This is a genomic window from Pseudomonas sp. 2822-15 (assembly GCF_002742515.1).
Taxonomy (GTDB): Bacteria; Pseudomonadota; Gammaproteobacteria; order Pseudomonadales; family Pseudomonadaceae; genus Aquipseudomonas; species Aquipseudomonas salomonii.
In genome coordinates this window covers 73,081-96,730 of record NZ_LJRY01000187.1, presented here as the reverse complement: position 1 = coordinate 96,730, position 23,650 = coordinate 73,081, and the positions used below count along the sequence as shown (strand labels likewise).

At 61.2% G+C, this 23,650-nt stretch carries 27 protein-coding genes; 15 read left to right on the top strand and 12 right to left on the bottom strand.

All coding sequences use genetic code 11. The annotated features are described in order from the left end of the window. The first annotated feature begins 12 nt into the window (after positions 1-12). Entirely contained in the window at positions 13-570 is a 558-nt protein-coding gene (locus AOA59_RS15245; RefSeq protein ID WP_056860965.1) for an L-threonylcarbamoyladenylate synthase, read from the top strand. A 114-nt stretch (positions 571-684) separates the two neighbouring features. Here the strand turns inward: AOA59_RS15245 and AOA59_RS15240 are convergent, their stop codons facing one another. Further along, on the bottom strand, positions 685-1,662 hold the full coding sequence (locus tag AOA59_RS15240) for an NADPH:quinone reductase (protein WP_099488148.1): 978 nt from the start codon (positions 1,660-1,662) through the stop codon (positions 685-687). Between the two features lie 186 nt (positions 1,663-1,848). On the opposite strand from AOA59_RS15240, the gene hemF reads away from it, so the two are divergent. Both hemF and aroE read left to right on the top strand, forming a co-directional pair. Then, the gene (hemF, locus tag AOA59_RS15235) at positions 1,849-2,781 is read left to right on the top strand and encodes an oxygen-dependent coproporphyrinogen oxidase (RefSeq protein WP_099488146.1); all 933 of its coding nucleotides are present in this window, start codon (positions 1,849-1,851) and stop codon (positions 2,779-2,781) included. Continuing rightward, on the top strand, positions 2,781-3,605 hold the full coding sequence (aroE, locus tag AOA59_RS15230; RefSeq protein ID WP_069785792.1) for a shikimate dehydrogenase: 825 nt from the start codon (positions 2,781-2,783) through the stop codon (positions 3,603-3,605). Before hemF ends, aroE begins: the two co-directional genes overlap by 1 nt. 63 nt (positions 3,606-3,668) lie before the next feature. On the opposite strand, the gene AOA59_RS15225 is transcribed toward aroE, so the two are convergent. The 3 genes from AOA59_RS15225 to betC form a co-directional block, all read right to left on the bottom strand. Then, positions 3,669-5,237, bottom strand: coding sequence for a SulP family inorganic anion transporter (locus tag AOA59_RS15225; RefSeq protein WP_099488145.1), 1,569 nt, complete (start codon positions 5,235-5,237; stop codon positions 3,669-3,671). Between the two features lie 160 nt (positions 5,238-5,397). Further along, complete coding sequence (gene choX, locus AOA59_RS15215) at positions 5,398-6,312, bottom strand: choline ABC transporter substrate-binding protein (RefSeq protein ID WP_099488143.1); 915 nt, start codon at positions 6,310-6,312, stop codon at positions 5,398-5,400. An 18-nt stretch (positions 6,313-6,330) separates the two neighbouring features. Next, the gene (betC, locus tag AOA59_RS15210) at positions 6,331-7,845 is read right to left on the bottom strand and encodes a choline-sulfatase (protein ID WP_099488142.1); all 1,515 of its coding nucleotides are present in this window, start codon (positions 7,843-7,845) and stop codon (positions 6,331-6,333) included. A 103-nt stretch (positions 7,846-7,948) separates the two neighbouring features. Between betC and AOA59_RS15205 the strand changes: the two genes are divergently transcribed. From AOA59_RS15205 to AOA59_RS15180, 6 genes are all read left to right on the top strand, one after another. Then, a complete protein-coding gene (locus AOA59_RS15205) occupies positions 7,949-8,899 on the top strand; it encodes a LysR family transcriptional regulator (RefSeq protein WP_099488140.1) in 951 nt (316 codons plus the stop codon). Positions 8,900-8,929: 30 nt separating this feature from the next. Then, positions 8,930-9,256 carry a DOPA 4,5-dioxygenase family protein gene (locus tag AOA59_RS15200; protein WP_056860973.1) on the top strand — a complete coding sequence of 109 codons (327 nt, stop codon included), beginning with the start codon at positions 8,930-8,932 and terminating at the stop codon, positions 9,254-9,256. 162 nt (positions 9,257-9,418) lie between these two features. Then, positions 9,419-10,378, top strand: coding sequence for a 2-dehydro-3-deoxygalactonokinase (locus tag AOA59_RS15195; protein ID WP_099488138.1), 960 nt, complete (start codon positions 9,419-9,421; stop codon positions 10,376-10,378). Position 10,379: 1 nt separating this feature from the next. Then, positions 10,380-11,000, top strand: coding sequence for a 2-dehydro-3-deoxy-6-phosphogalactonate aldolase (locus AOA59_RS15190; protein ID WP_099488136.1), 621 nt, complete (start codon positions 10,380-10,382; stop codon positions 10,998-11,000). A gap of 48 nt (positions 11,001-11,048) precedes the next feature. Continuing rightward, on the top strand, positions 11,049-12,197 hold the full coding sequence (gene dgoD, locus AOA59_RS15185) for a galactonate dehydratase (protein ID WP_017137927.1): 1,149 nt from the start codon (positions 11,049-11,051) through the stop codon (positions 12,195-12,197). Positions 12,198-12,356: 159 nt separating this feature from the next. Further along, positions 12,357-13,661 (top strand): MFS transporter, encoded by a 1,305-nt coding sequence (locus tag AOA59_RS15180; RefSeq protein ID WP_069785798.1) that lies wholly within the window; start codon positions 12,357-12,359, stop codon positions 13,659-13,661. 194 nt (positions 13,662-13,855) lie between these two features. Here the strand turns inward: AOA59_RS15180 and AOA59_RS15170 are convergent, their stop codons facing one another. From AOA59_RS15170 to trpB, 3 genes are all read right to left on the bottom strand, one after another. Beyond that, positions 13,856-14,299 carry an anti-virulence regulator CigR family protein gene (locus AOA59_RS15170; protein WP_099488134.1) on the bottom strand — a complete coding sequence of 148 codons (444 nt, stop codon included), beginning with the start codon at positions 14,297-14,299 and terminating at the stop codon, positions 13,856-13,858. Between the two features lie 137 nt (positions 14,300-14,436). Further along, positions 14,437-15,246, bottom strand: coding sequence for a tryptophan synthase subunit alpha (gene trpA, locus AOA59_RS15165; RefSeq protein WP_058420549.1), 810 nt, complete (start codon positions 15,244-15,246; stop codon positions 14,437-14,439). After that, complete coding sequence (gene trpB, locus AOA59_RS15160) at positions 15,246-16,487, bottom strand: tryptophan synthase subunit beta (RefSeq protein WP_058420548.1); 1,242 nt, start codon at positions 16,485-16,487, stop codon at positions 15,246-15,248. Before trpB ends, trpA begins: the two co-directional genes overlap by 1 nt. A 109-nt stretch (positions 16,488-16,596) precedes the next feature. On the opposite strand from trpB, the gene AOA59_RS15155 reads away from it, so the two are divergent. Further along, complete coding sequence (locus AOA59_RS15155; RefSeq protein WP_099488133.1) at positions 16,597-17,493, top strand: LysR family transcriptional regulator; 897 nt, start codon at positions 16,597-16,599, stop codon at positions 17,491-17,493. Here AOA59_RS15155 and AOA59_RS15150 read toward each other — a convergent pair. Continuing rightward, a complete protein-coding gene (locus AOA59_RS15150) occupies positions 17,490-17,816 on the bottom strand; it encodes a YqjD family protein (protein ID WP_003187304.1) in 327 nt (108 codons plus the stop codon). The genes AOA59_RS15155 and AOA59_RS15150 overlap by 4 nt on opposite strands. 155 nt (positions 17,817-17,971) lie before the next feature. Between AOA59_RS15150 and AOA59_RS15145 the strand changes: the two genes are divergently transcribed. Continuing rightward, on the top strand, positions 17,972-18,187 hold the full coding sequence (locus AOA59_RS15145; RefSeq protein ID WP_065931992.1) for a dodecin: 216 nt from the start codon (positions 17,972-17,974) through the stop codon (positions 18,185-18,187). A 115-nt stretch (positions 18,188-18,302) separates the two neighbouring features. Next, positions 18,303-18,527 (top strand): DUF1161 domain-containing protein, encoded by a 225-nt coding sequence (locus tag AOA59_RS15140; protein ID WP_017137921.1) that lies wholly within the window; start codon positions 18,303-18,305, stop codon positions 18,525-18,527. Between the two features lie 62 nt (positions 18,528-18,589). Here the strand turns inward: AOA59_RS15140 and AOA59_RS15135 are convergent, their stop codons facing one another. Continuing rightward, complete coding sequence (locus AOA59_RS15135) at positions 18,590-19,591, bottom strand: LLM class flavin-dependent oxidoreductase (RefSeq protein WP_058420546.1); 1,002 nt, start codon at positions 19,589-19,591, stop codon at positions 18,590-18,592. Between the two features lie 217 nt (positions 19,592-19,808). Here AOA59_RS15135 and AOA59_RS15130 point away from each other — a divergent pair, with 217 nt between their 5' ends. After that, positions 19,809-20,237 carry an OsmC family protein gene (locus AOA59_RS15130; protein ID WP_068934084.1) on the top strand — a complete coding sequence of 143 codons (429 nt, stop codon included), beginning with the start codon at positions 19,809-19,811 and terminating at the stop codon, positions 20,235-20,237. Between the two features lie 234 nt (positions 20,238-20,471). Then, complete coding sequence (locus AOA59_RS15125; RefSeq protein WP_099488131.1) at positions 20,472-20,711, top strand: DUF1161 domain-containing protein; 240 nt, start codon at positions 20,472-20,474, stop codon at positions 20,709-20,711. Here the strand turns inward: AOA59_RS15125 and AOA59_RS15120 are convergent, their stop codons facing one another. Then, positions 20,712-21,134, bottom strand: coding sequence for a hypothetical protein (locus AOA59_RS15120; RefSeq protein WP_099488129.1), 423 nt, complete (start codon positions 21,132-21,134; stop codon positions 20,712-20,714). It lies immediately after the preceding gene. Between the two features lie 143 nt (positions 21,135-21,277). On the opposite strand from AOA59_RS15120, the gene AOA59_RS15115 reads away from it, so the two are divergent. Next, on the top strand, positions 21,278-22,321 hold the full coding sequence (locus AOA59_RS15115; protein WP_099488127.1) for an aminopeptidase: 1,044 nt from the start codon (positions 21,278-21,280) through the stop codon (positions 22,319-22,321). A gap of 85 nt (positions 22,322-22,406) precedes the next feature. Here the strand turns inward: AOA59_RS15115 and AOA59_RS15110 are convergent, their stop codons facing one another. After that, positions 22,407-23,066: an HAD family hydrolase gene (locus AOA59_RS15110; RefSeq protein ID WP_068934081.1), complete on the bottom strand. Its 660-nt coding sequence runs from the start codon at positions 23,064-23,066 to the stop codon at positions 22,407-22,409. Further along, entirely contained in the window at positions 23,063-23,605 is a 543-nt protein-coding gene (locus AOA59_RS15105; protein WP_099488125.1) for a gamma carbonic anhydrase family protein, read from the bottom strand. Before AOA59_RS15105 ends, AOA59_RS15110 begins: the two co-directional genes overlap by 4 nt. Positions 23,606-23,650: the final 45 nt, after the last annotated feature.

Here is a 23,650-nt window from a genome sequence, read left to right as displayed (position 1 = left end):
GGAGAGTGAGCAATGGTCAACAGGTGGCGTGTGCTGGAAGCCGCACGAGAAATTCGCGCAGGCGCGGTGATTGCCTATCCGACCGAAGCGGTCTGGGGCCTGGGCTGCGACCCGTGGAATGAAGACGCGGTAGACCGGCTGCTGGCGATCAAGAATCGCTCGGTCGACAAGGGGCTGATTCTGGTGGCGGACAATATCCGTCAGTTCGATTTTCTATTCGAAGACTTCCCGGACACCTGGATCGACCGCATGGCCAGCACCTGGCCCGGGCCGAATACCTGGCTGGTGCCGCATCAGGGCATGCTGCCGGAATGGGTGACCGGTGTGCATGACACCGTGGCGCTGCGGGTCAGCGATCATCCGTTGGTGAGGGATTTATGCGCGCAGGTGGGGCCGTTGATCTCTACCTCAGCCAACCCGCAAGGTCGCCCGGCGGCGCGCACGCGGCTTCGTGTGGAGCAGTATTTCCGTGGCCAAGTGGATTTGGTGCTGGGTGGTGCCCTGGGTGGGCGCAAGAACCCGAGCCTGATTCGTGATTTGGCGACGGGTGAGGTAGTGCGGCCTTCTTGAGACCGAGGCGCGGCCATCGCGGGCAAGCCCGGCTCCCACAGGGGAATGCATTCCAAATGTGGGAGCGGGCTTGCCCGCGATGGGGCCCTTGCAAACGCGGAAGATCTTAGAGACTTATGGCAGCAAAATGGTCGACCCGGTCGTCCTGCGCCCCGACAACTCCGTCTGCGCCTTCGCCGCATCCGCCAGCGCAAACCGCTGGTTGATATCAATACGCACCTTGCCGCTCTTGATCATCGCGAACAGATCATCAGCCATCGCCTGCAAGTCTTTCGGGTTACTGGCGTAGGTCGCCAAGGTGGGCCGAGTGACATACAGCGAGCCCTTCGCCGCCAGAATCCCCAGGTTCACGCCATCCACCGCGCCTGACGCATTGCCGAAACTCACCACCAAACCACGCGGCGCCACGCTGTCCAGTGAGGTCAGCCAGGTGTCTTTGCCGACGCCGTCGTACACCACCGGCACTTTTTTGCCGTCGGTCAATTCCAGTACGCGCTGTGCGACGTTTTCCTTGCTGTAGTCGATGGTTTCCCAGGCGCCAAGGGACTTGGCCAGGGCGGCTTTTTCCGGCGAACTCACGGTGCCGATCAGCTTCACACCCAGGGCCTTGGCCCATTGGCAGGCTAGGGAGCCCACACCACCGGCAGCGGCGTGGAACAAGATGGTTTCGCCGCCCTTCAACTCGTAGGTCTGGCGCAACAGGTACTGCACGGTCAGGCCCTTGAGCATCGCGCCGGCAGCCTGTTCGAAGCTGATAGCGTCCGGCAAATGCACCAGGTTGGCGGCAGGCAGCACGTGCAGCTCGCTGTACGCGCCCAGTGGGCCACTGCCGTAGGCCACGCGGTCGCCGACCTTGAACTGCGTGACCTCGCTGCCAACCGCATCCACCACGCCAGCACCTTCTGCGCCAAGGCCCGATGGCAGCGCGGGCGGCGCATACAGGCCACTGCGGAAATAGGTGTCGATGAAGTTCAGGCCGATGGCCTCGTTACGCACACGCACCTGCTGGGGTCCAGGTTCTGCCGGGGTGTAGTCCACATACTCAAGCACTTCGGGGCCGCCATGGGCGCTGAACTGGATACGTTTGGCCATCTGCACTTCTCCTGAGGTCGAATCGCGTAGCCCCCTATCCCACTCCTAACCTTGATCTTCGTCAACTGCGGCGCACTCAAGTGCAGAGGGATGGCAGAGGGAAGTAAGCGCAGTGGTATCCTGTGCGCCCATTTGCCGCCGACGCCCGATGGCCTCGCGTAGCTTTGCCCGATTCAAGGTGATGCCATGACTACCCGCACCGAGGCTGTAAAGGCCTACCTGCTCGACCTGCAAGACCGCATTTGCAGCGCCCTGGAAACCTTCGAGACGGACACTCGCTTTATCGAAGACGCCTGGACCCGGCCTGCCGGCGGCGGCGGTCGTACCCGTGTGATCGAAAACGGTTCGGTGATCGAAAAGGGCGGCGTCAACTTTTCCCACGTATTCGGCAGCGGCCTGCCGCCGTCAGCCAGTGCGCATCGCCCGGAGCTGGCTGGCCGTGGCTTTGAAGCCCTCGGCGTGTCGCTGGTCATCCACCCGCACAACCCGCACGTGCCAACGTCCCACGCCAACGTGCGTTTTTTCATCGCCGAAAAAGACGGCGAAGAGCCGGTGTGGTGGTTCGGTGGCGGCTTCGACCTCACGCCCTACTACGGCAATGAAGAAGACTGCGTCCACTGGCACCGCGTGGCCGAGCAGGCCTGTGCGCCGTTTGGCGCGGACGTGTACTCGCGCTACAAGGCCTGGTGCGACACCTACTTCCATATCAAGCACCGCAATGAACCGCGCGGCATCGGCGGCTTGTTCTTCGATGATTTGAACGAGTGGGGCTTCGACACCTGCTTCGCCTTCATCCGCGCCATCGGCGATGCCTACATCGACGCCTACCTGCCGATCGTGCAGCGCCGCAAGGCCATGGCTTACTCCGAGCAGCAGCGCCAGTTCCAGGAGTTTCGTCGCGGCCGCTACGTCGAATTCAACCTGGTCTACGACCGTGGCACCCTGTTCGGCCTGCAATCAGGCGGGCGTACCGAGTCGATCCTGATGTCGCTGCCGCCGCAAGTACGCTGGAGCTACGACTGGAAAGCCGAAGCCGGCAGCGAAGAAGCGCGCCTCACCGATTACTACCTGCAAGACCGCGACTGGCTGGGCCTTGCTGCGCCCAAGGCGGCTGTTTGATGGACCGTTATGTGGTGTTCGGCAACCCCATCGGCCACAGCAAATCGCCGTTGATTCACCGTATGTTCGCCGAGCAGACCGGCGAGCAACTGGACTACAGCACCTTGCTCGCGCCGCTGGAGGATTTCACCGGCTGTGCCCGTGAGTTCTTTGCACAAGGTCGTGGCGCCAACGTCACCGTGCCGTTCAAGGAAGACGCCTACCGCCTGGCCAACAGCTTGACCGAACGCGCCCAGCGCGCAGGCGCTGTGAACACCTTGAGCAAGTTGGGCGACGGCACCTTGCTGGGCGACAACACCGACGGCGCCGGCCTGGTGCGCGACCTCACGGTGAATGCCGGGCTGAGCCTGCAAGGCAAGCGCATCCTGCTGCTGGGCGCCGGTGGTGCGGTACGCGGGGCGTTGGAGCCATTGCTGGCTGAGCAGCCTGCGTCGCTGATCATCGCCAACCGCACCGTGGAAAAAGCCGAACTGCTTGCCGAGTTGTTCGACGATTTGGGACCGGTGTCGGCCAGCGGTTTCGATTGGCTGCGTGAGCCGGTGGACGTGATCATCAATGCCACGTCCGCCAGCCTGTCAGGCGATGTACCGCCAATAGCGGGCAGCCTGATCGAACCGGGCAAGACCTTTTGCTACGACATGATGTACGCCAAGGAGCCGACCGCGTTCTGTCGCTGGGCTACCGAGCAAGGCGCGGCGGTGGCGATGGACGGTTTGGGCATGTTGGTGGAGCAGGCCGCAGAAGCCTTCTTCCTGTGGCGCGGCGTGCGGCCGGAGTCGGCACCTGTGTTGGCTGAGTTGCGGCGGCAACTGGCGGCCAACTGATTCCAGCCTTGTGAAGATCTAATGTGGGAGCAGGCAAGCCAGCTCCCACAGTTTTAACCGCATTCAGTCTTCGAAATGGATGGGGCAGTTGTCGGCCCCTTCCAATTTCTTTAATTCTTCCACGACCTGCGGCCTGGCCTGGCGCAACGTCAGGCTGCGCCCCACACCCACCAACCGCCGTGCCTCCTGGTGCAGCATCTCCACCCCGGAATAGTCGATAAAATTAATCTGCTGCGCCTCGATCACCACCCGCTCGCCCTGCAAGCTTTGCAGGCGCACTTGCAGGTAATGGCTGGCGCCGAAAAAGATTGAGCCGCCCACCCGCAACACGTCCTCATCACCGTCACGCCATTGCTGAACCCGCGGCTGCGAAGTGCGCTTGAGGTAGAAAAACAACGACGCCAACACCCCCGCGTAAATCGCCGTTTGCAGCTCCAGCAGCAAGGTCGCGACGCACGTCAGGCTCATCACCACAAACTCGGCGCGGCTGACGCGGAACAGCGCGCGAATGCCACGATGATCCACCAGGCCCCAGCAAATCAGCAGGATGCTTGCGGCCATGCTCGGGATCGGGATGTGCGCGATCAACGCCGCGCCAAATAACGCAAACACTGCCACCCAGAGCGCGGAAAACACGCCCGCCAGCGGCGAGCAGGCGCCCGCTTCATAGCTCAGGCCGGAGCGGGTAAAGGAGCCGGCCGACAAGTACCCGGAGAAAAAGCCACCGACGATGTTGGATAAACCCTGCGCACGAACTTCCTGATTAGCGTCGAGCAATTGCTGCGAACGCGCCGACAACGAGCGCGCAATCGACAGGCTGGTGACCAGCCCGAGCATGCCCACCGCCACGGCGCTGGGCAGCAGGCGCAGCAGCATGTCCAGGTCCATCGGCAGCGGGCTGAACGGCGGCAGTTTGCCGATAAACGAACTCACCCGCGTCACATGCCCGAACATCGCCGGCCACAGCCACGCCACCAGGCTGCCCAGCGCCAGGGCGATCAACAGCGTCGGCCAACGCGGGGCCCGGTATTTGAGCAGCGCGCCCACCAGCAAGGTGCCCAGGCCCAGCGCCAGTGAGGCGTGGTCCCATTCCCCGGCATGGTCCACCAGTGCCAGCAAGCTATTAATCGCCGTGGCCTGACTGGGTAAATCCAGCCCCAGCACGTTGGGCAACTGCCCCAAGGCAATCACCACGGCGGCGCCCAGAGTGAAACCCAGCACGACCGAATGCGAGACGAAATTCACCAGCGCGCCGAAGCGCAGCATGCCCAGCAACCACTGGAAAACACCGGCCAGGAATGTAAGCAACAGGATCAACGTGATGTAGTCCTGCGAGCCAGGCACGGCCAGCGGACTGACGCTGGCGTACAGAACGATGGAGATCGCCGCTGTCGGCCCGCAGATCAGGTGCCAGGAGGAACCCCACAGGCAGGCTATCAACACTGGGATGATGGCGGCATACAGGCCGTATTCGGGTGGGAGCCCGGCGATCAGCGCGTAGGCAATCGACTGCGGCAAGGCGAGCACAGCGCCGCTGAGCCCGACGATCGCATCCCGGCCGACGCTGGCGCGGGTTTGGCGCGGCAGCCAGGCGAGGAAGGGGAAGAGAGTGTGGCGGTTGGGCCGGGGCATCGTGAGCTCGGGTTGGAAGGTTTGAGCCAGAATATCAGTACACATTGGTCCCTGTGGGAGCGGGCTTGCTCGCGAATGCGGTGGTTCAGCCAATGAATCTATCAACTGACATACCGCATTCGCGAGCAAGCCCGCTCCCACATTCGGATTGCATCAGACCTTAGAGTTTGGCTTTTACTGCGGCCAGCGCATCCTTGCCATCCACGGTTTTTACCCCGTCGAGCCACTTGTCCAACACCGCCGGGTTAGCCTTGATCCACGCCTTCGCCGCCTCGGCATTGCTGACCTTGTTGTTCACCACCTGGGCCATGATGCTGTTCTCCATCTCCTGGGTAAAATTCAGGTTGGTCAGCAACTTTCCTACGTTCGGACAGGCCTGTGCATAACCCTTGCGGGTCAAGGTATACACGCTGCCGGTGTCACCAAAATACTTCTCGCCGCCTTTGAGGTAGTGCATCTTCAACTGCACGTTCATCGGGTGCGGCGTCCAGCCGAGGAAGGTCACGAACTTCTGCTTCTTCACCGCCCGCGACACTTCGGCCAGCATCGCCTGCTCGCTCGACTCGATCAGCTTCCACTGGCCCAGGTCGAAGTCGTTCTTCTTGATGATCTCCTGCAGCGAAATGTTCGCCGGTGCGCCGGAGCCGATGCCGTAGATCTTCTTGTCGAACTTGTCGGCAAATTTGTTCAGGTCGGCAAAATCATGCACACCGGCATCCCACACATAGTCCGGCACGGCAAGGGTGAACTCGGTGCCGTCGAGGTTTTTCGCCAGTTGCACCACATCGCCATTGGCCACGAACTTGTCGTAGAAACCCTGCTGCGCCGGCATCCAGTTGCCCAGGAACACATCCACCTGGCCATCCTTGAGCCCGCCAAACGTGATCGGCACTGCCAGGGTGTCGACCTTGGCCTTGTAGCCCATGCCGTTCAACAGAAAACCGGTGATGGCATTGGTGGCGGCGATATCGCTCCAGCCTGGATCGGCCATCTTCACCGTGTCACAGCTGGTGTCTGCGTAAACATTGGCGCTGCTCAACGCCAAGACTCCGAGTATCACCGTTAACTTTTGCATGGCCTTCCCTCTGTTTATTTATTGGTTTTGGCAGGGTTGTGGATAACGTGCCTTGCGCTCCAGGTCGTCGAGGTCGATATGGTTGCGCATGTACTGCTGACTGGCGTCTACCAGTGGCTGGTGATCCCAGCTCTTGAGCTTGCCTTGGGTCAGCGCCTCGAACACCAGGCGGCGACGGCGTTGGCTGGCGAGCACCTGCTGGTGGATCGCCGGGATGTCCCATTTGGCCCGCGCTTCAGTCAAAAACGCCTCGAACAGTGGCCGGTGTTCCGGCGACTGGCTGAGGTCTTCCCGCTCGTGCGGGTCGTTGTGTACATCGAACAGTAGACAAGGGTCGTCTTCGCTGTAGATGAATTTGCAGGCGCCGCGCCGAATCATCATCAGCGGGCTGATGGTGCCTTCGGCCATGTATTCGCCAAACACTTCGTCGTGCCCGCCCTTCCCGTGCAAGTGCGGGACCAGCGAGCGGCCGTCCAGCGCCAGGCGTGGGTCCAATTCGCCACCGGCCAGTTCCACCAGGGTGGGCAGCAGGTCGGCGGTGGACACGGCTTTACCTACGCGGCCCGCCGCAAACTGGCCTGGCGCACTCACCAGCAGGGGTACGCGGGCGGCCATTTCGAACCAGTGCATTTTGTACCAGAGGCCACGCTCGCCGAGCATGTCGCCGTGGTCGCCGGAAAAGATGATGATCGTGTCCTCGGCCAGGCCGGTGTCCTCAAGGGTTTGCAGGAGTTTGCCGACGTTGCTGTCGATATAGCTGCACGCACCGAAATACGCGCGGCGCGCATCGCGGATCTTGTCCACAGGCAGCGGCTTGCCCCACAGGTCGTACACCTTGAGCAGGCGCTGGGAGTGCGGGTCGAGATCGCCTTGCGCGGGGGTTGCCGGCATTGGGATGTCGTTGTCGTCATACAGGTCCCAGAACGGCTTGGGAATGGTGTACGGGTCGTGCGGGTGCGTCATCGACACGGTGAGGCAGAACGGCTGGTTGCCGTCTTCACGGATATGGTCGAACAGGTATTGCTGGGCCTTGAACACCACCTCTTCGTCGAAATCCAGCTGATTGGTGCGCACGCACGGCCCGGCTTGCAGCACCGAGGACATGTTGTGGTACCAGGTGGGGCGCACATCCGGCTCATCCCAGTTCACCGCCCAGCCATAGTCGGCGGGGTAGATGTCGCTGGTCAGGCGTTCTTCATAACCGTGCAACTGATCCGGCCCGCAGAAATGCATCTTGCCCGACAGCGCCGTGCGGTAGCCGAGGCGGCGCAGGTAGTGGGCATAAGTCGGTACATCGGCGGGGAAGTCGGCGGCGTTGTCGTAGGCGCCAATCTTGCTCGGCAACTGGCCGCTGACCAGGGTGAAACGCGAAGGCGCGCACAACGGGCTGTTGCAGTAGGCGGCGTCAAACACCACGCCCTGTGCAGCCAGGCGGCTCAGGTTCGGCAATTTGATCGGGGAAGGTCCGTAGAACGGCAGCATCGGCGCGGCCATTTGATCGGCCATGATGAAAAGAATGTTCTTGCGCTTCATGATCTGTCGGCATTCCATAGGCGGTGTTTATGCCAATGAGCATGCGGCCCATGGAAAATGGGGTAAAGCCCATGAAAAGCAATGTCTAGGATAAGCACAGATTATGTATGAATCTCTCGGTGATCTGTCCCTCGACCTGCTGCGTGCCTTTGAAGCAGCGGCGCGCCATCGCAGCTTTACCGCCGCTGCTATGGAGTTGGGCACTACGCAGCCGGCCATCAGCCAGCAGATCAAGCGCCTTGAAGAACAACTGGCGATCCGCCTGTTCGATCGCATCTACCGAGGCATCGAACTGACGGATGCGGGCGCGCTGTTGTTTGAACAGGTGCAAGGCGGTTTGCAGGCCATCAACCAAGGCCTCAGCACGATCACCCAGCAGGACCAGCACGAAGTGCTGCAAGTGGCCACCGACTTCGCTTTCGCCGCCTACTGGCTGATGCCGCGTCTGCATCGCTTTCACCAGGCCAACCCGCAGGTGGATGTGAGCCTGGTGACCAGCGAACGCAACCACGCGACTTTGCGCAGCGATATCGACGTGGCGGTGTTGTTTGGCGATGGGCGTTTCAAGCAGGGCGAGAGCTTGTGGCTGTTCAACGAGGAAGTGTTTCCGGTGTGCAGCCCGCAGTGGCTCAAGGCTCAATCCACGCCATTGACGGTGCAAAATTTGCACGATTACCCACTGCTGCACTTGCGCCAGGAAAATAACAGCCAGTGGTTCGACTGGAGCGGCGTGTTTCGTGAGTTGGGCATCACCACGGCGCCTACGCCTGGGCAATTGCGCTTCGACAATTACACCCTGCTGATCCAGGCGGCGATTGCTGGCCAGGGCGTGGCTATCGGTTGGCGGCATTTGGTGGATAACCTGCTGGAGCAGAACTGGCTGTGCCGGCCGATCAGCGACACAGTGATCTCGCGCTTCGGTTATTACGTGGTGCAGCCCCAGCGCAAACGCCGGGGGCAATTGGTCGAGCGCTTTGTCGACTGGCTGGTGGCCGAGCAAGCCAGCAGCGCGCAGTCGTTGACCGGGCTGGCCCTGCCGTCGATTGCGGTCTAGGATCGGCGCATATTGGATCCGGATTTCGCCATGCAACGTATCAAGGGCTACCACGCCCATATCTACTTTGACGCCAGCACCATCGACCAGGCGCGCAAGCTCTGCGAGGACGCTGCCAAGCTGTTCCCGTTGAGCATGGGCCGTGTACACGAAAAGCCGGTCGGCCCGCACCCGGACTGGAGCTGCCAGCTGGCATTCGAGCCGGAATACATCGGCGTGGTGTTGCCCTGGCTGGCGCTGCATCGTGATGGGCTGGTGGTGTTCCTGCACCCGGACACCGGCGATGACCTCAAGGATCACACCGATTACGCGATCTGGATGGGCGCGATGCGCGAGCTGAACCTGTCTGGTTTTTAACCACGGTTAATACCAATCCCATCACCTTGCGCAAAGGCGATGGGATTTTTTATTATCTCCTCCCAATATATGGGACAGTTATTTATATATTGAGATATTGCCAGCCGTAGGTTTATATTCGCCCATCAGCTTTTTCAGCACCCACTCATTTCAGGTGAAGCGATGCAGGCGCAATTGATCGCGCTCGACTGGGGGACCAGCTCCCTTCGTGCTTACAAACTCGGCCCGGCTGGCAGCGTGCTCGAACAGCGCGCGTTGGCGTTCGGCATCATGCACCTGCCCAGTGAACCCCGGGTCATTGCCGGCGTGCTGTGCAGTGACGGCTTTGAGTTGGCGTTCGATGCGGCCTGCGGCGACTGGCTCGACGCGCAGCCCGGCCTGGCGGTGATTGCCTGCGGCATGGTCGGCAGCGCCCAAGGCTGGAGCGAAGCGGCTTACCGCCAAACGCCCGTCGACGTCGCCAGCCTCGGCCAGGCCCTGCACCCTGTGCGCAGCCTGCGCGGGGTGCAGGTGCATATTGTGCCGGGTGTGATCGAGCGGGTCGGCTTGCCCAATGTGATGCGCGGCGAAGAAACCCAAGTGCTGGGTGTGCTGCAAGGCCTGGGCGCCGACGTGCTGATCGGCCTGCCGGGCAGCCATTCCAAATGGGTCGAGGTGGTTGAAGGCTGCATCACCCACTTCGACACCTTCATGACCGGCGAGGTGTTTGCGGTACTCAGCAAGCACAGCATTCTCGGGCGTACCCAGCAACCGTCCGAACAATTTGAGGTCGAGGCGTTTGATCGTGGCGTGCGCGTGGCACTCTCGGAGGATGGCCGGCGCGGCGTGCTGTCGACCTTGTTCAGCGCCCGTACCCTGGGCTTGACCGGCGAACTGGCACCCGACGAACAGCCCGATTATCTGTCCGGCCTGCTGATCGGCCACGAACTCGCCGGTTTGCCGCAGCAGGCCAAACACATGCCTATCGTTCTGGTCGGCGCTGCAAAACTCTGCGCCTGCTACCAACGCGCCCTCGCCCTCAGCGGCTTTACCCACGTCAGCCTCGCCCAGGAAGCCACCGCGCGCGGTCTGTGGCAGTTGGCCGTCGCCGCTGGGCTCACTCAACCTGTACAGGAGGCCTGACATGCTCAAGCAAGCACTCGCACACAACGGTTTGATCGCAATTTTGCGCGGCATGCGACCGGATGAAGCGCAGGCGATTGGCCAGGTGCTTTATAAGGCCGGTTTTCGCGTGATCGAAGTGCCACTGAATTCGCCGGACCCTTACACCAGCATCCGCACCCTGCGCGACACCTTGCCCGCCGATTGCCTGATCGGCGCGGGCACCGTGTTGACCCCGGAACAGGTTGAGCAGGTCAAAGCCGCCGGCGGCCAAGTGATTGTCATGCCCCACAGCGATGCCAAGGTATTGCGTGCCGCCAAGGCGGCGGGCCTGTTCCTGTCGCCGGGTGTGGCAACGCCGACCGAAGCCTTCGCCGCCTTGGCCGAAGGCGCCGACGTATTGAAGCTGTTCCCGGCCGAGCAAATGGGCCCGGCGGTAATCAAGGCGTGGCTGGCGGTATTGCCCACCGGCACCTTGCTGCTGCCGGTGGGCGGCGTAACCCCAGGCAACATGCAGGTGTATTTCGACGCGGGCGCGAAGGGTTTCGGCCTGGGTTCCGGGTTGTTCAAACCGGGCATGTCGGTTGACCAAGTGGCGAGCAATGCCCAGGCCTATGTCGCGGCCTGGAACGCGCTTAACTGAACTCAAGGTTTGCGCCCCTGGCGCTGCATCGATAAGAGAGATAAGAAGATGAAAATCACCAAACTGACCACCTTTATCGTCCCGCCGCGCTGGTGCTTCCTCAAGGTCGAGACCGACCAGGGCGTGACCGGCTGGGGCGAACCTGTGGTGGAGGGCCGCGCCCACACCGTGGCCGCCGCCGTCGAGGAACTCTCCGACTACCTGATCGGCAAAGACCCGCGCAATATCGAAGATATCTGGACCGTGCTCTACCGTGGCGGCTTCTACCGGGGCGGCGCGGTGCACATGAGCGCCCTCGCCGGTATCGACCAGGCACTGTGGGACATCAAGGGCAAGGCGCTCGGTGTGTCGGTCAGCGACCTGCTGGGTGGCCAGGTGCGGGACAAGATCCGCGTGTATTCCTGGATCGGCGGCGACCGCCCCGCCGACACCGCCCGCGCCGCCAAAGAGGCCGTGGCCCGTGGCTTTACCGCTGTGAAGATGAATGGCACCGAAGAGTTGCAGTTCGTCGACAGTTTCGAAAAAGTCGACCTCGCGCTGGCCAACGTGGCCGCTGTGCGCGATGCCGTCGGGCCTAACGTCGGCATCGGCGTCGACTTCCATGGCCGCGTGCACAAGCCCATGGCCAAGGTGCTGATGAAAGAGCTGGACCCGTACAAACTGATGTTTATCGAAGAACCGGTGCTCAGCGAAAACTACGAAGCGCTCAAAGAGCTGGCGCCGCTGACCAGCACGCCGATTGCCCTGGGCGAGCGGCTGTTTTCCCGTTGGGACTTCAAGCGTGTGCTCAGCGAAGGCTACGTCGACATCATCCAGCCGGACGCGTCCCATGCCGGCGGCATCACCGAAACCCGCAAGATCGCCAACATGGCCGAAGCCTATGACGTGGCCCTGGCCCTGCACTGCCCGCTGGGCCCGATTGCCCTGGCGGCGTGCCTGCAATTGGACGCGGTTTGTTACAACGCGTTTATTCAGGAGCAAAGCCTGGGTATCCACTACAACGAGAGCAATGACCTGCTCGATTACGTGCGCGACCCAGGCGTGTTCGACTATGACAAAGGCTTTGTGAAGATCCCCAACGGGCCGGGCCTGGGCATTGAGATCAACGAGGAATATGTGATCGAACGCGCCGCCATCGGCCACCGCTGGCGCAACCCGATCTGGCGGCATGCCGACGGCAGCTTCGCCGAGTGGTGATTGCTCACTGAAGGAACCGGATCAACTGTGGGAGCTGGCTTGCCTGCGATAGCGGTCCGCCTGTGCCAGATCAGTTAGCTGATGCACCGCCATCGCAGGCAAGCCAGCTCCCACATTGACCGCGCCCCGTCCTCAATAAACATAAGAAGAGGCTCCCCCATGCACCCTGAATCCTTCACCGGGCAGGCTTCTCTCGTCACGCCCAGCAGAAAGCGTTTCTTCATCATGGTGCTGCTGTTTATCACCGTGGTGATCAACTACCTCGACCGCAGCAACCTGTCGATTGCCGCCCCGGCGCTCACCAGCGAACTGGGGATCGACCCGGTGCATGTCGGGCTGATCTTCTCCGCGTTCGGCTGGACCTACGCCGCCATGCAGATTCCCGGCGGCTGGCTGGTGGACCGCGTGCCGCCGCGCATTCTCTATACCGCTGCCCTGCTGTTGTGGTCCATTGCCACGGTGATGCTGGGGTTTGCGGCCAGCTTTATCGCGCTGTTTGTGCTGCGCATGGCCGTCGGTGCCCTGGAAGCACCCGCTTACCCAATCAACAGCCGCGTGGTCACCACCTGGTTTCCCGAGCGCGAGCGTGCCACCGCGATTGGCGTTTACACCTCCGGGCAATTTGTCGGGCTGGCGTTTCTGACGCCGGTGCTGGCTTGGCTGCAGCACGCGTTCGGTTGGCACATGGTGTTTGTCGCCACCGGTGGCGTCGGCATCCTGTGGGCGTTGATCTGGTACGCGGTGTACCGCGAGCCGAAAGACTTCAAAGGCGCCAATGCGGCAGAAATCGAGCTGATCCGCGAGGGCGGCGGCCTGGTGGATATGCAGGCGAAAGCGGTCAAGGCGCCGTTCAGTTGGGTCGACCTCGGGACAGTGTTGAGCAAGCGCAAGCTGTGGGGCATCTACCTGGGGCAGTTCTGCCTGAACTCGACGCTGTGGTTTTTCCTGACGTGGTTCCCGACCTACCTGGTGAAATACCGCGGCATGGACTTCATCAAGTCCGGCCTGCTGGCCTCGCTGCCGTTTCTCGCTGCATTTATCGGTGTGCTGTGTTCGGGGATTTTTTCTGATTGGCTGATTCGCCGGGGCACGTCGGTAGGGTTTGCGCGCAAGCTGCCGATCATTGGGGGCTTGCTGATTTCCACGGCGATTATCGGCGCCAACTATGTGGATTCGACGGCCTGGGTGATCGCGTTTCTGGCGGTGGCGTTCTTTGGCAATGGCTTGGCATCGATCACCTGGTCATTGGTGTCGACCCTGGCGCCCGCGCGGTTGCTGGGGCTGACGGGCGGGGTGTTTAACTTCATCGGCAACTTGTCGGCGATTACCACGCCGATTGTGATTGGCTTTCTGGCCAGTGGGGATTCGTTTGCGCCGGCGATCACCTATATCGCGGTGCTGGCATTGCTGGGGGCGCTTTCCTACGTGTTGCTGGTGGGCAAGGTCGAGCGCATAGAACTGTAAATCCATTGGTTGAGTGGACCGAAACCCTGTGGCGAGCGGGCTTGTTGTGGCGAGCGGGCTTGCCCCGCGTTGGGCTGCGCAGCAGCCCCAATAAGGCCACTGCGGTTTTTCCAGATGAAACCGGATTGTCAGGTTTTGGGGCGCTTCGCAGCCCAACGCGGGGCAAGCCCGCTCGCCACAACAGCTTTCCTGGGCTAGTAGAGCGCGCCATCCAGGATCTGGTAGACGATGCTGGTGCCAATGGCGATCAATACGATATCGCCGCCGGACCGGCGCCATTCATACCCTGGGTATTGCGGCAGATGGGCCAGGGCGCGGTTGTCGAGGCGTTCGCCGTAGTAGTTGCGCGGCAGCGGTTGGCCCCGCACCAGGCGCACGCCTGGAGGCGGTGGCGCGCCACGACGGAAGTCGTTGTGGTGGTCACGGATCATCTGGCGCACCGGGCCGAAATCCTGCGGCGGGCCACGACGGTTATCCTGCGGGCCGCGATGGTCGTCGCCGTGTTGCTCGTACTGGCCTTGCGGGCCGCCACGGCCAGGGCCATCACCGCGTTGATCGGGCGGCGCGGCTTGCGCCAAAGCACTTGCGCCGAGCATCAACACGCCGAGACCTGCGATCAAGCGTTTAGGCATTTTCATGGGGCTTTCCTCAGTACTGCACGAACAAAAAAGGGATTTCGAACGAGGCTCGAAATCCCTTGGTCATGTCAGTTTAGGTACTGGATTGCCCAGATGATTCCTCTGTATCAGGAACTTTACCCATTGCTACACGCCGCTTACTTACGGGCGTTACGGACACCTTCCGACAGCGCCGCGCAGAGGCTCAACACACCATCGATTGCTTGCTGATCATTTTTCGCAGTGGCGATGTGATCGATCAGCGCCGAACCGACCACCACACCGTCTGCCAGACGGGCGATAGCGGCGGCTTGTTCCGGCGTACGAATACCAAAGCCGATGCTGATCGGCAGGTCGGTATGCCGACGCAGGCGGGTCACGGCTTCTTCGACGTGTTCCAGGGTGGCGGCACCGGCACCGGTCACACCGGCCACCGACACGTAATACACAAAGCCGGAACTGCCGTTGAGCACGGTTGGCAGGCGCACGTCGTCGGTGGTCGGCGTGGTCAGGCGGATAAAGTCGATGCCTGCGGCCTGGGCCGGGTCGCACAGCTCGCCGTTATGCTCAGGCGGCATGTCGACCACGATCAGGCCGTCGACACCGGCTTCTTTGGCGTCGGCGATAAACGTGGGCACGCCGTATTTGTGGATCGGGTTGAAGTAACCCATCAACACCAGCGGGGTGTCCTGGTTGTCTTTGCGGAACTCGCGGACCATCTGCAGGGTTTTCAGCAGGTTCTGTTTGGCTTCCAGCGCACGGATGTTGGCCAGTTGAATCGCCGGGCCGTCGGCCATCGGGTCGGTGAAGGGCATGCCCAGCTCGATCACGTCGGCACCGGCGGCGGGCAAGCCCTTGAGGATCGCCAGCGAAGTGTCATAACCCGGGTCGCCGGCGGTGACGAAGGTCACCAGGGCGGCGCGGTTTTGTTCTTTCAGTTGCGCAAAACGGGTTTGCAGGCGGCTCATCAGTGTTTCTCCTGCTTTGACTGCTCTTGTTGAGAGTGTTCCATATGGTGCATCACGGTCTGCATGTCTTTGTCGCCACGGCCCGACAGGTTGACCACCATCAGGTGATCTTTCGGCAAGGTCGGTGCACGTTTGAACACTTCAGCCAGGGCATGGGCGCTTTCCAGTGCAGGAATAATCCCTTCCAGGCGGCAGCATTTGTGGAAGGCTTCGAGGGCTTCGTCGTCGGTCACCGAGGTGTATTGGACGCGGCCGATATCATGCAACCACGCGTGTTCAGGGCCGATACCTGGGTAGTCGAGGCCGGCGGAAATCGAGTGGGCGTCGATGATCTGGCCATCGTCGTCCTGCAGCAGGAAGGTGCGGTTGCCGTGCAGCACGCCGGGTACGCCGCCGTTGAGGCTGGCGGCGTGCTTGCCGGTTTCGATGCCGTGGCCGGCGGCTTCAACGCCGATGATTTCGACGCTGGTGTCATCCAGGAACGGGTGAAACAGGCCCATGGCATTGGAGCCACCGCCGATGCACGCCACCAGGCTGTCCGGCAGGCGGCCTTCCTGGGCTTGCAGTTGGTCGCGGGTTTCCTTGCCGATCACGGCCTGGAAGTCGCGCACCATCGCAGGATACGGGTGTGGGCCGGCCACGGTGCCGATCAGGTAGAAAGTGCTGTCGACGTTGGTCACCCAGTCACGCAAGGCTTCGTTCATCGCGTCTTTGAGGGTGCCGGTGCCGGCCACGACCGGGATCACTTCGGCGCCCAGCAGCTTCATGCGGAACACGTTGGCCTGCTGGCGCTCGATGTCGGTGGTGCCCATGTAAATCACGCAATCGAGGCCAAAGCGCGCCGCCACGGTGGCGGTGGCCACGCCGTGCATGCCCGCGCCGGTTTCGGCAATGATGCGTTTTTTGCCCATGCGCCGTGCCAGCAGGATCTGGCCGATGCAGTTGTTGATCTTGTGCGCGCCGGTGTGGTTGAGCTCTTCACGCTTGAGGTAGATCTTGGCGCCGCCACAGAACTCGGTCAGGCGCTCGGCGAAGTACAGCGGGCTTGGACGCCCGACATAGTCGCGTTGGAAGTAGGCCAGTTCTTCGTTGAACGCAGGATCAATCTTGGCCGCTTCGTATTCGCGGGCCAGGTCGAGGATCAACGGCATCAGGGTTTCAGCGACGTAGCGGCCGCCGAACGCGCCAAACAGGCCGTTGGCGTCGGGGCCGTTGCGAAGGTCGGTCTGGGACTGAGTCATGGGGCGCTCCGGGAAATAAGGTAAGGAGAGGCAATGACGGCCACTCTACCCCTGACGCTCGACGCTGAAAACCGATAAGATCGCGGCAACCTGTCAGGAAAACTCACAGATGAGCCGAGACCTACCGCCCCTCAATGCCCTGCGTGCGTTTGAAGCTACCGCCCGCCTGAACAGCGTCAGCCAGGCGGCTGAGCAACTGCATGTGACCCATGGTGCAGTCAGCCGCCAGTTGAAGGTGTTGGAAGAACACTTGGGCGTCAGCCTGTTCGCCAAGGAAGGGCGCGGCATTAAACTCACAGATGCAGGCGTTCGGCTCAGGGATGCCAGCGCCGAAGCGTTCGAGCGTTTAAGGGATGTTTGCGCCGAGCTGACCCAGGCCAGCGCCGACGCGCCATTTGTGCTCGGCTGCTCGGGCAGTTTGCTGGCGCGCTGGTTGATTCCGCGCCTGGGCCGCTTGAACGCAGACCTGCCCGACCTGCGCTTGCATCTATCGGCGGGTGATGGCGACCTCGACCCAAGGCGCCCTGGCCTGGATGCCCTGCTGGTTTTTGCTGAGGCGCCGTGGCCAGCGGACATGCAAGTGTATGAGCTGGCCAGCGAGCGCATTGGCCCGGTCATGAGCCCGCGTTTTGCCGGTTATGAACGCCTGCGCCAGGCGCCGCCTCAAGCCCTGTGCGGTGAAGCCTTGTTACACACCACCTCGCGCCCGCAGGCCTGGCCCAGTTGGGCGCAGCAACACGGCATTGAGCCCGGTGCGTTGAAGCACGGCCAGGGGTTTGAGCATTTGTATTATTTGCTGGAGGCGGCGGTGGCGGGTTTGGGTGTGGCGATTGCGCCGCAACCGCTGGTAGCAGAGGACCTGCGAGCGGGTCGCCTGGTGGCGCCGTGGGGTTTCAGCGAAACCCCGGCGCACCTGGCGTTGTGGCTACCCAAGCGCGCCGCAGATGGGCGCGCGGGTCAGCTGGCGCAGTGGCTCAAGGCTGAGCTGTTGCGCCAACCCGTTTAGTCACCGCGTTTGCACAGCAGGTAAGCCGCCAACAGGCCCAGCGCGCCAACGGCAACGCCGGCGGTAGTCCATGGGTGCTCTTGTGCGTAGTCACGGGTTGCCGCGCTGGTTTCGCGGATTTTGACTTTGCTTTCTTCGTAGGCATCGCTGATCAGGTGGCGGGAATGCTTGAGGGCATTCTCGGCATTGCTTTTCAGGGCCTTCAGCGTTTTGCGCGACTCATCGGACGCATCGTCCTTGAGGCTCTCAAGGGACTTGAGCAGGCTCGAAATCTCGGCTTCCATGCTTTCCAGCGACGCTTTGCGTAAAGAAGTGTTGGCCATGTGGAACTCTCCTGAAGTGATTGAGTGGCATGTGTAGATACCGACTCCTGGGTTTTCAGAAAGTGCAGTAATTCTGAACTTTCGAGTGGGAATGGTCGCCAGAAGCAGTACGAACATTCACTGCTACGCTGACTAGAGACCTCAGGAGAAACGTTATGTCTGATCATCACACCTACAAGAAAGTCGAACTGGTCGGTTCCTCGACCACCAGCATCGAAGAGGCCATCAACAATGCCCTCGCCGAAGCGCACAAGAGCATCAAGCACCTGGAGTGGTTTGAAGTGACCGAAACCCGTGGTCACATCAAGGACGGCAAGGCCGCGCACTTCCAGGTCACGCTCAAGGTGGGATTCCGAATTGCCAGTAGTTGATCCCGTGAGTTGAACTTGCTGACTGGCCGATTGCCATAACCTGCGCTACAACCATTGGGTGCCGACGCCACAAGCGTCGGCACGCTCTTTTCGATCAGCGCAAGGAAAGTAACGGATGAAGAAGTTCCTGTTAGCGGTAGGTTTGTTGAGCATTGCGGGCACTGCCCTGGCGGCGGGCAAGCCATGTGAAGAGCTGAAAGGTGAGCTCGCGGCGAAGCTCGACGCTAAAGGTGTTCAGCATTATTCGCTGGATGTTGTCGACAAAGGCGCGGCAGCCGATGGCAAAGTGATTGGCAGCTGCGAAGGCGGCACCAAGGAAATCGTCTACAAGCGCGGTTAATCCCGTGTTGCAGACATAAAAAACCGACGCGAGTGCGTCGGTTTTTTTTCGCCTGCGGGTTATCAGCCCTTCATCACCTGCGCCAGCAGCTCGTAGGAATGAATCCGGTCGGCATGCTCATACAGGTCGCTGGTAAAGATCAGCTCATCGGCGCCGGTCTGCTCGATCAACACGTCCAACTTCGCGCGAATCTTCGCCGGGCTACCGACCATGGCCAGGCCCAAAAAGCTGCCCACCGCGTCTTTTTCATGGGGCAGCCACAGGCCGTCCATGGTCTTAACCGGCGGGCGCTGCACCAGGCTTTGCCCGCGCATCAGCGCCAGAATACGTTGGTACACCGAAGTGGCCAGGTAGTCGGCCTGCTCGTCGGTATCGGCGGCCACCAGCGGAATGCCGAGCATCACGTAGGGCTTGTCCAGCACGGCTGAAGGCTTGAAGTGATTGCGGTACACGCGAATCGCCTCGTGCATCAAACGGGGTGCGAAATGTGAGGCGAAGGCGTAGGGCAAACCGCGTTCACCGGCCAATTGCGCGCTGAACAGGCTCGAACCAAGCAGCCAAACGGGCACGTTGGTGCCGGTACCGGGTACGGCGATGATCCGTTGGTCGGGCGTGCGCGGGCCTAGGTAGGCCATCAGTTCGGCCACATCTTCCGGAAACTCGTCAGCACTGCCGGAGCGTTCACGGCGCAGGGCGCGGGCGGTCATCTGGTCGGAACCAGGCGCGCGGCCCAGGCCCAGGTCGATACGCCCGGGGTACAGGCTTTCCAGGGTGCCGAACTGTTCGGCAATCACCAACGGCGCGTGGTTGGGCAGCATCACGCCGCCGGAGCCGACACGAATCGTCGAGGTGCCACCGGCCAAATAACCCAGCAACACCGAAGTGGCCGAGCTGGCGATGCCGTCCATATTGTGGTGTTCAGCCACCCAGAAACGGTTGTAGCCGAACTTTTCCACGTGCTGGGCCAGGTCCAGCGAGTTGCGCAGCGACTGCGCAATGCTGCCGTTGGCGCGCACAGGCACGAGGTCGAGGGTCGAGAACTTCACGTCGGACAGCGATTTCATAAGCCTGCTTCTCCATTAGGTGCGCAGGCTTATAGACGAACCAAAACCTGCCGCTTCATGTGCATGCTCTATGCAATGAGGGCATATACCCGAGATTCAATAGCAGTCTGCGAAATTTCCTACTGAATCGCTAGGTTTCTCCGACAAGATGAACTTTGCCGGGCCGTCTATCCTCAGAACCCTTACTGACGCAAAACCACCGTTCGAGGAGAGAGCTATGAGTATCGTTAAAAAAGCATCCGCGCATTGGGAAGGTGATCTGAAAACTGGCCTGGGGTCCATCTCCACGGAAACCGGCGTGCTGCGCGAAGCACCCTACGGCTTCAAGGCCCGTTTCGAAGGCGGCAAGGGCACCAACCCTGAAGAATTGATCGGCGCGGCGCACGCGGGCTGTTTCTCCATGGCGTTTTCCATGATTCTGGGCGATGCCGGCCTTAAGGCTGACAGCATCGACACCCAGGCTGAGGTGACTCTGGATCAGGTGGAGGGCGGCTTTGCGATTACCGCCGTGCATTTGGTGCTGAAAGCCAAGATTCCGGGCGCGAGCCAGGCGCAGTTCGAGGAGCTGAGCAAAAAGGCGAAGGAAGGCTGCCCGGTGTCGAAAGTGCTGAACGCAAAAATCAGCCTGGATGCCACGCTGGTCTAACTGACGCAGCAAGATCCCCTGTGGGAGCGGGCTTGTATGGGAGCCGGGCTTGCCCGCGATAGGTTCACCTCGGTTAGCCAGTTGTATCGAGGCGTTGCCATCGCAGGCAAGCCAGCTCCCACACGGGCCCGCTCCCACAGTTTGTTGTGCGTTAAATCAGAACTCGCGTTTCCAAAATGTGGTCGAATAGCCTAGGCGCACACCCGTGCGCAGTGCATTCACGGAGCTTCACACATGAAACGTTTTGCCTTGGCGATCATTTGCGGTGTATTGGCCACTTCGGCTGTGGCCGCGCCAAAAGATTGTGAAGAGCTTAGGAAAGAGATCGAGGTAAACATCCAGGCCAAGGCGATTCCGTCTTACACCCTGGAAATCATCACCGAGGAAGAAGCCAAAAACCACGATAGCGCCATGATCGTCGGCTCCTGCGAAAACGGCACCAAGCGCATCATCTATCAGAAGAACAGCGACTGATCAGATGCAGTTAACACTGCGCTCTTCAGCCAATAGCTGACGCGCCGCGTTGTACAGCCGGATGTTGGGCGTAAAGGCCAGCGAGCGCCCCTCCAGCACATAGCGCTGGCCTGCCTGGAAGTTGTCGTATTGCAGGGTCATGAAGCAGGTTCGGTCATGGGTCTGGTCCATGCCGCCAAAGCCCGTCCCGGTGTTCACCTCGAAATCAAAGCGCACCATCAGCTCATGGCTGCCCGGTGGCACCTGAAAGAAACGCCCGTCATTGAGGTTCTTGCCGTCCAGGCGCTGGGCCATCACCAGTTTGGCGCCGGGTGTCGGCGTGGCGAAATCGATCCAGGCCTGGTGCGGGTCGACCGGCGGGATAGGGGTCGAAGCGCAGGCGCTGAGCAACAAGGCGGTGACGGGTAGCAAGAGCTGGCGCATGGCGGGCACTCAACGGTGGGTAAGAATTGAACCTGGCAGCCTGTGGCAACAGACGCTGTATCAGTATAAACACGCCACGGCATGGAAAAATTCTGTGCAGGCAGGATAGTCTGGCGGGCAAATAACCCAGGGGCGGTCGGTGCATGGTCAGGCGTTTTCTTCCAGGGTTGATGGTGCTGCTGCTCAGCGGCTGCTCCAGCGTGAGTTACTACAGCCAGTTGGCCAGCGGCCAGTGGCAGTTGCTGCGGGCTCGTGAGCCGGTTGCCGAGGTCATCGCCGACCCTGCTCGCCCACAGGCGTTGCGCGATCATCTGGTGCAATCGCAAAAGGCCCGCACCTTTGCCAGTGAGCACCTGCACCTGCCTGACAACCAGAGTTACCGACTGTACGCCGACATCGGCCGGCCTTATGTGGTCTGGAATGTGTTCGCCACGCAGGAGTTTTCCCTGTCGCCTGAGACCCACTGCTTCCCCATCGCTGGGTGTGTGGCCTATCGCGGCTATTACAACCAGGGCGCAGCGCGCGGCGAAGCGGCGTTATTGCAGCAACAAGGCATGGATGTGTCGATTGGCGGCGTCGAAGCCTATTCCACCCTGGGCTGGTTCAACGACCCGATCATGAGTTCGATGATGAGTTGGGGTGACGAGCGCCTGGCCACGCTGATCTTCCACGAGCTGGCGCACCAGCGTTTTTATGTAAAGGACGACACTGAGTTCAACGAGTCCTACGCCAACTTCGTCGAGCAGGAAGGCACCCGTCAGTGGCGTGCGGCGCGGGGCCTGGCGCCGCTGAGCAATGCGGCGTTGCAGCAGCGCGACCAATTTATCCGGCTGGTGCTCGATACCCGCAAACGCCTGGAGGCGTTGTACGCACAGCCCTTGGCGGTGGATGTGATGCGCCAGGCCAAGGCGGCAGAGTTCGAGCGTTTGCGCAGTGAGTACCGGCACATGCGCGACAGCCAATGGGGCGGTGACAAGCGGTATGACGTGTGGATCAACCAGCCGATGAACAATGCGCGGTTGTTGCCGTTCGGGCTGTATGACCAGTGGGTGCCGGCGTTTACGGCGTTGTTCGCGCAGCAAGGCGGGGATTGGGTGAAGTTCTTTGCGGCGGTGGAGAAGCTGGGTGGGTTGCCGGTGGAGCAGCGTAAGGCGGCGTTGCGGCAGTTGGAAGGTGGTGGCCGTTAGGGCCTCATCGCAGGCAAGCCAGCTCCCACAGTTTGAATTGTGAACACGGTCAAATGTGGGAGCTGGCTTGCCTGCGATAGCGGTCTCAAGGGCGCTGCAAAAACGCCTGATGCATCTGCTCAAGCGTCTCAAAATGCCAAGTCGGCGCCTCGGCATTCAACTCCTCAAAACTGCCAAACCCGTACCCCACTGCTGCCGAATCCAGCCCATTGCTGCGCGCGCCGATCAAGTCATGTTTGCGATCACCAATCATCAAGGTAGTCGCCGGGTCCAAACCCTCTTCGCTCATCAGGTGCGCAATCAGCTCAACCTTGTGGGTGCGCGTGCCATCCAGTTCGCTGCCGTAGATCACCTTGAAGTGCTTGGCAAAATCAAAATGCCGGGCGATCTCACGGGCAAACACCCACGGCTTGGACGTGGCCACATACAGCTGGCGGCCTTGGCCATTCAGCTCCTCAAGCAACGGCATCACGCCGTCGAATACGCGGTTTTCATACAGCCCGGTGACCTTGAAGCGCTCGCGATAGAAATTCACCGCTTCCCAGGCTCTGGCCTCATCGAAGCCATAGAACTGCATGAAGGCTTGCAGCAACGGCGGGCCGATAAAGTGTTCCAGCTTGGTCAGGTCCGGCTCGTCGATGCCGAGTTTGCCAAGGGCGTACTGGATCGAGCGGGTGATGCCCTCGCGCGGGTCGGTCAGGGTGCCGTCCAGGTCGAACAGCACGGTGGAGTAGTTCAGGCTCATCGGTCGAATCCTTCCGCCAGGTGCAAATCTTTGAGCTTCACGTAGTTCGCGGCGCTGTAGGTGAAGAACGCACGTTCTTTGTCAGTCAGTGGGCGGATTTGTTTAACCGGGCTGCCCACGTACAAAAAACCGCTCTCCAGTTTCTTGCCGGGCGGCACCAGGCTGCCGGCGCCGATGATCACGTCATCTTCCACCACCGCGCCGTCCATCGCGATGCTGCCCATGCCGATCAGGATGCGATTGCCGACGGTGCAGCCGTGCAGCATGACTTTGTGGGCGATGGTCACGTCATCGCCGATCAGCAGCGGGAAGCCGTCCGGGTTGAACGGCCCGGCGTGGGTGATGTGCAGCACACAGCCGTCCTGCACGCTGGTGCGCGCCCCGATGCGGATGCGGTGCATGTCGCCGCGAATCACGGTCAATGGCCAAACCGAGCTGTCGGTGCCGATTTCGACATCGCCGATCACCACCGCCGAAATATCGACAAAAGCCCCGGCGCCCAGGGTTGGCGTGTGGTTCTGATAGGTGCGAAGGGTCACGATAGCCTCTCTCTTATAGGTTGATAGCTGCGGTGGGTGTTGATT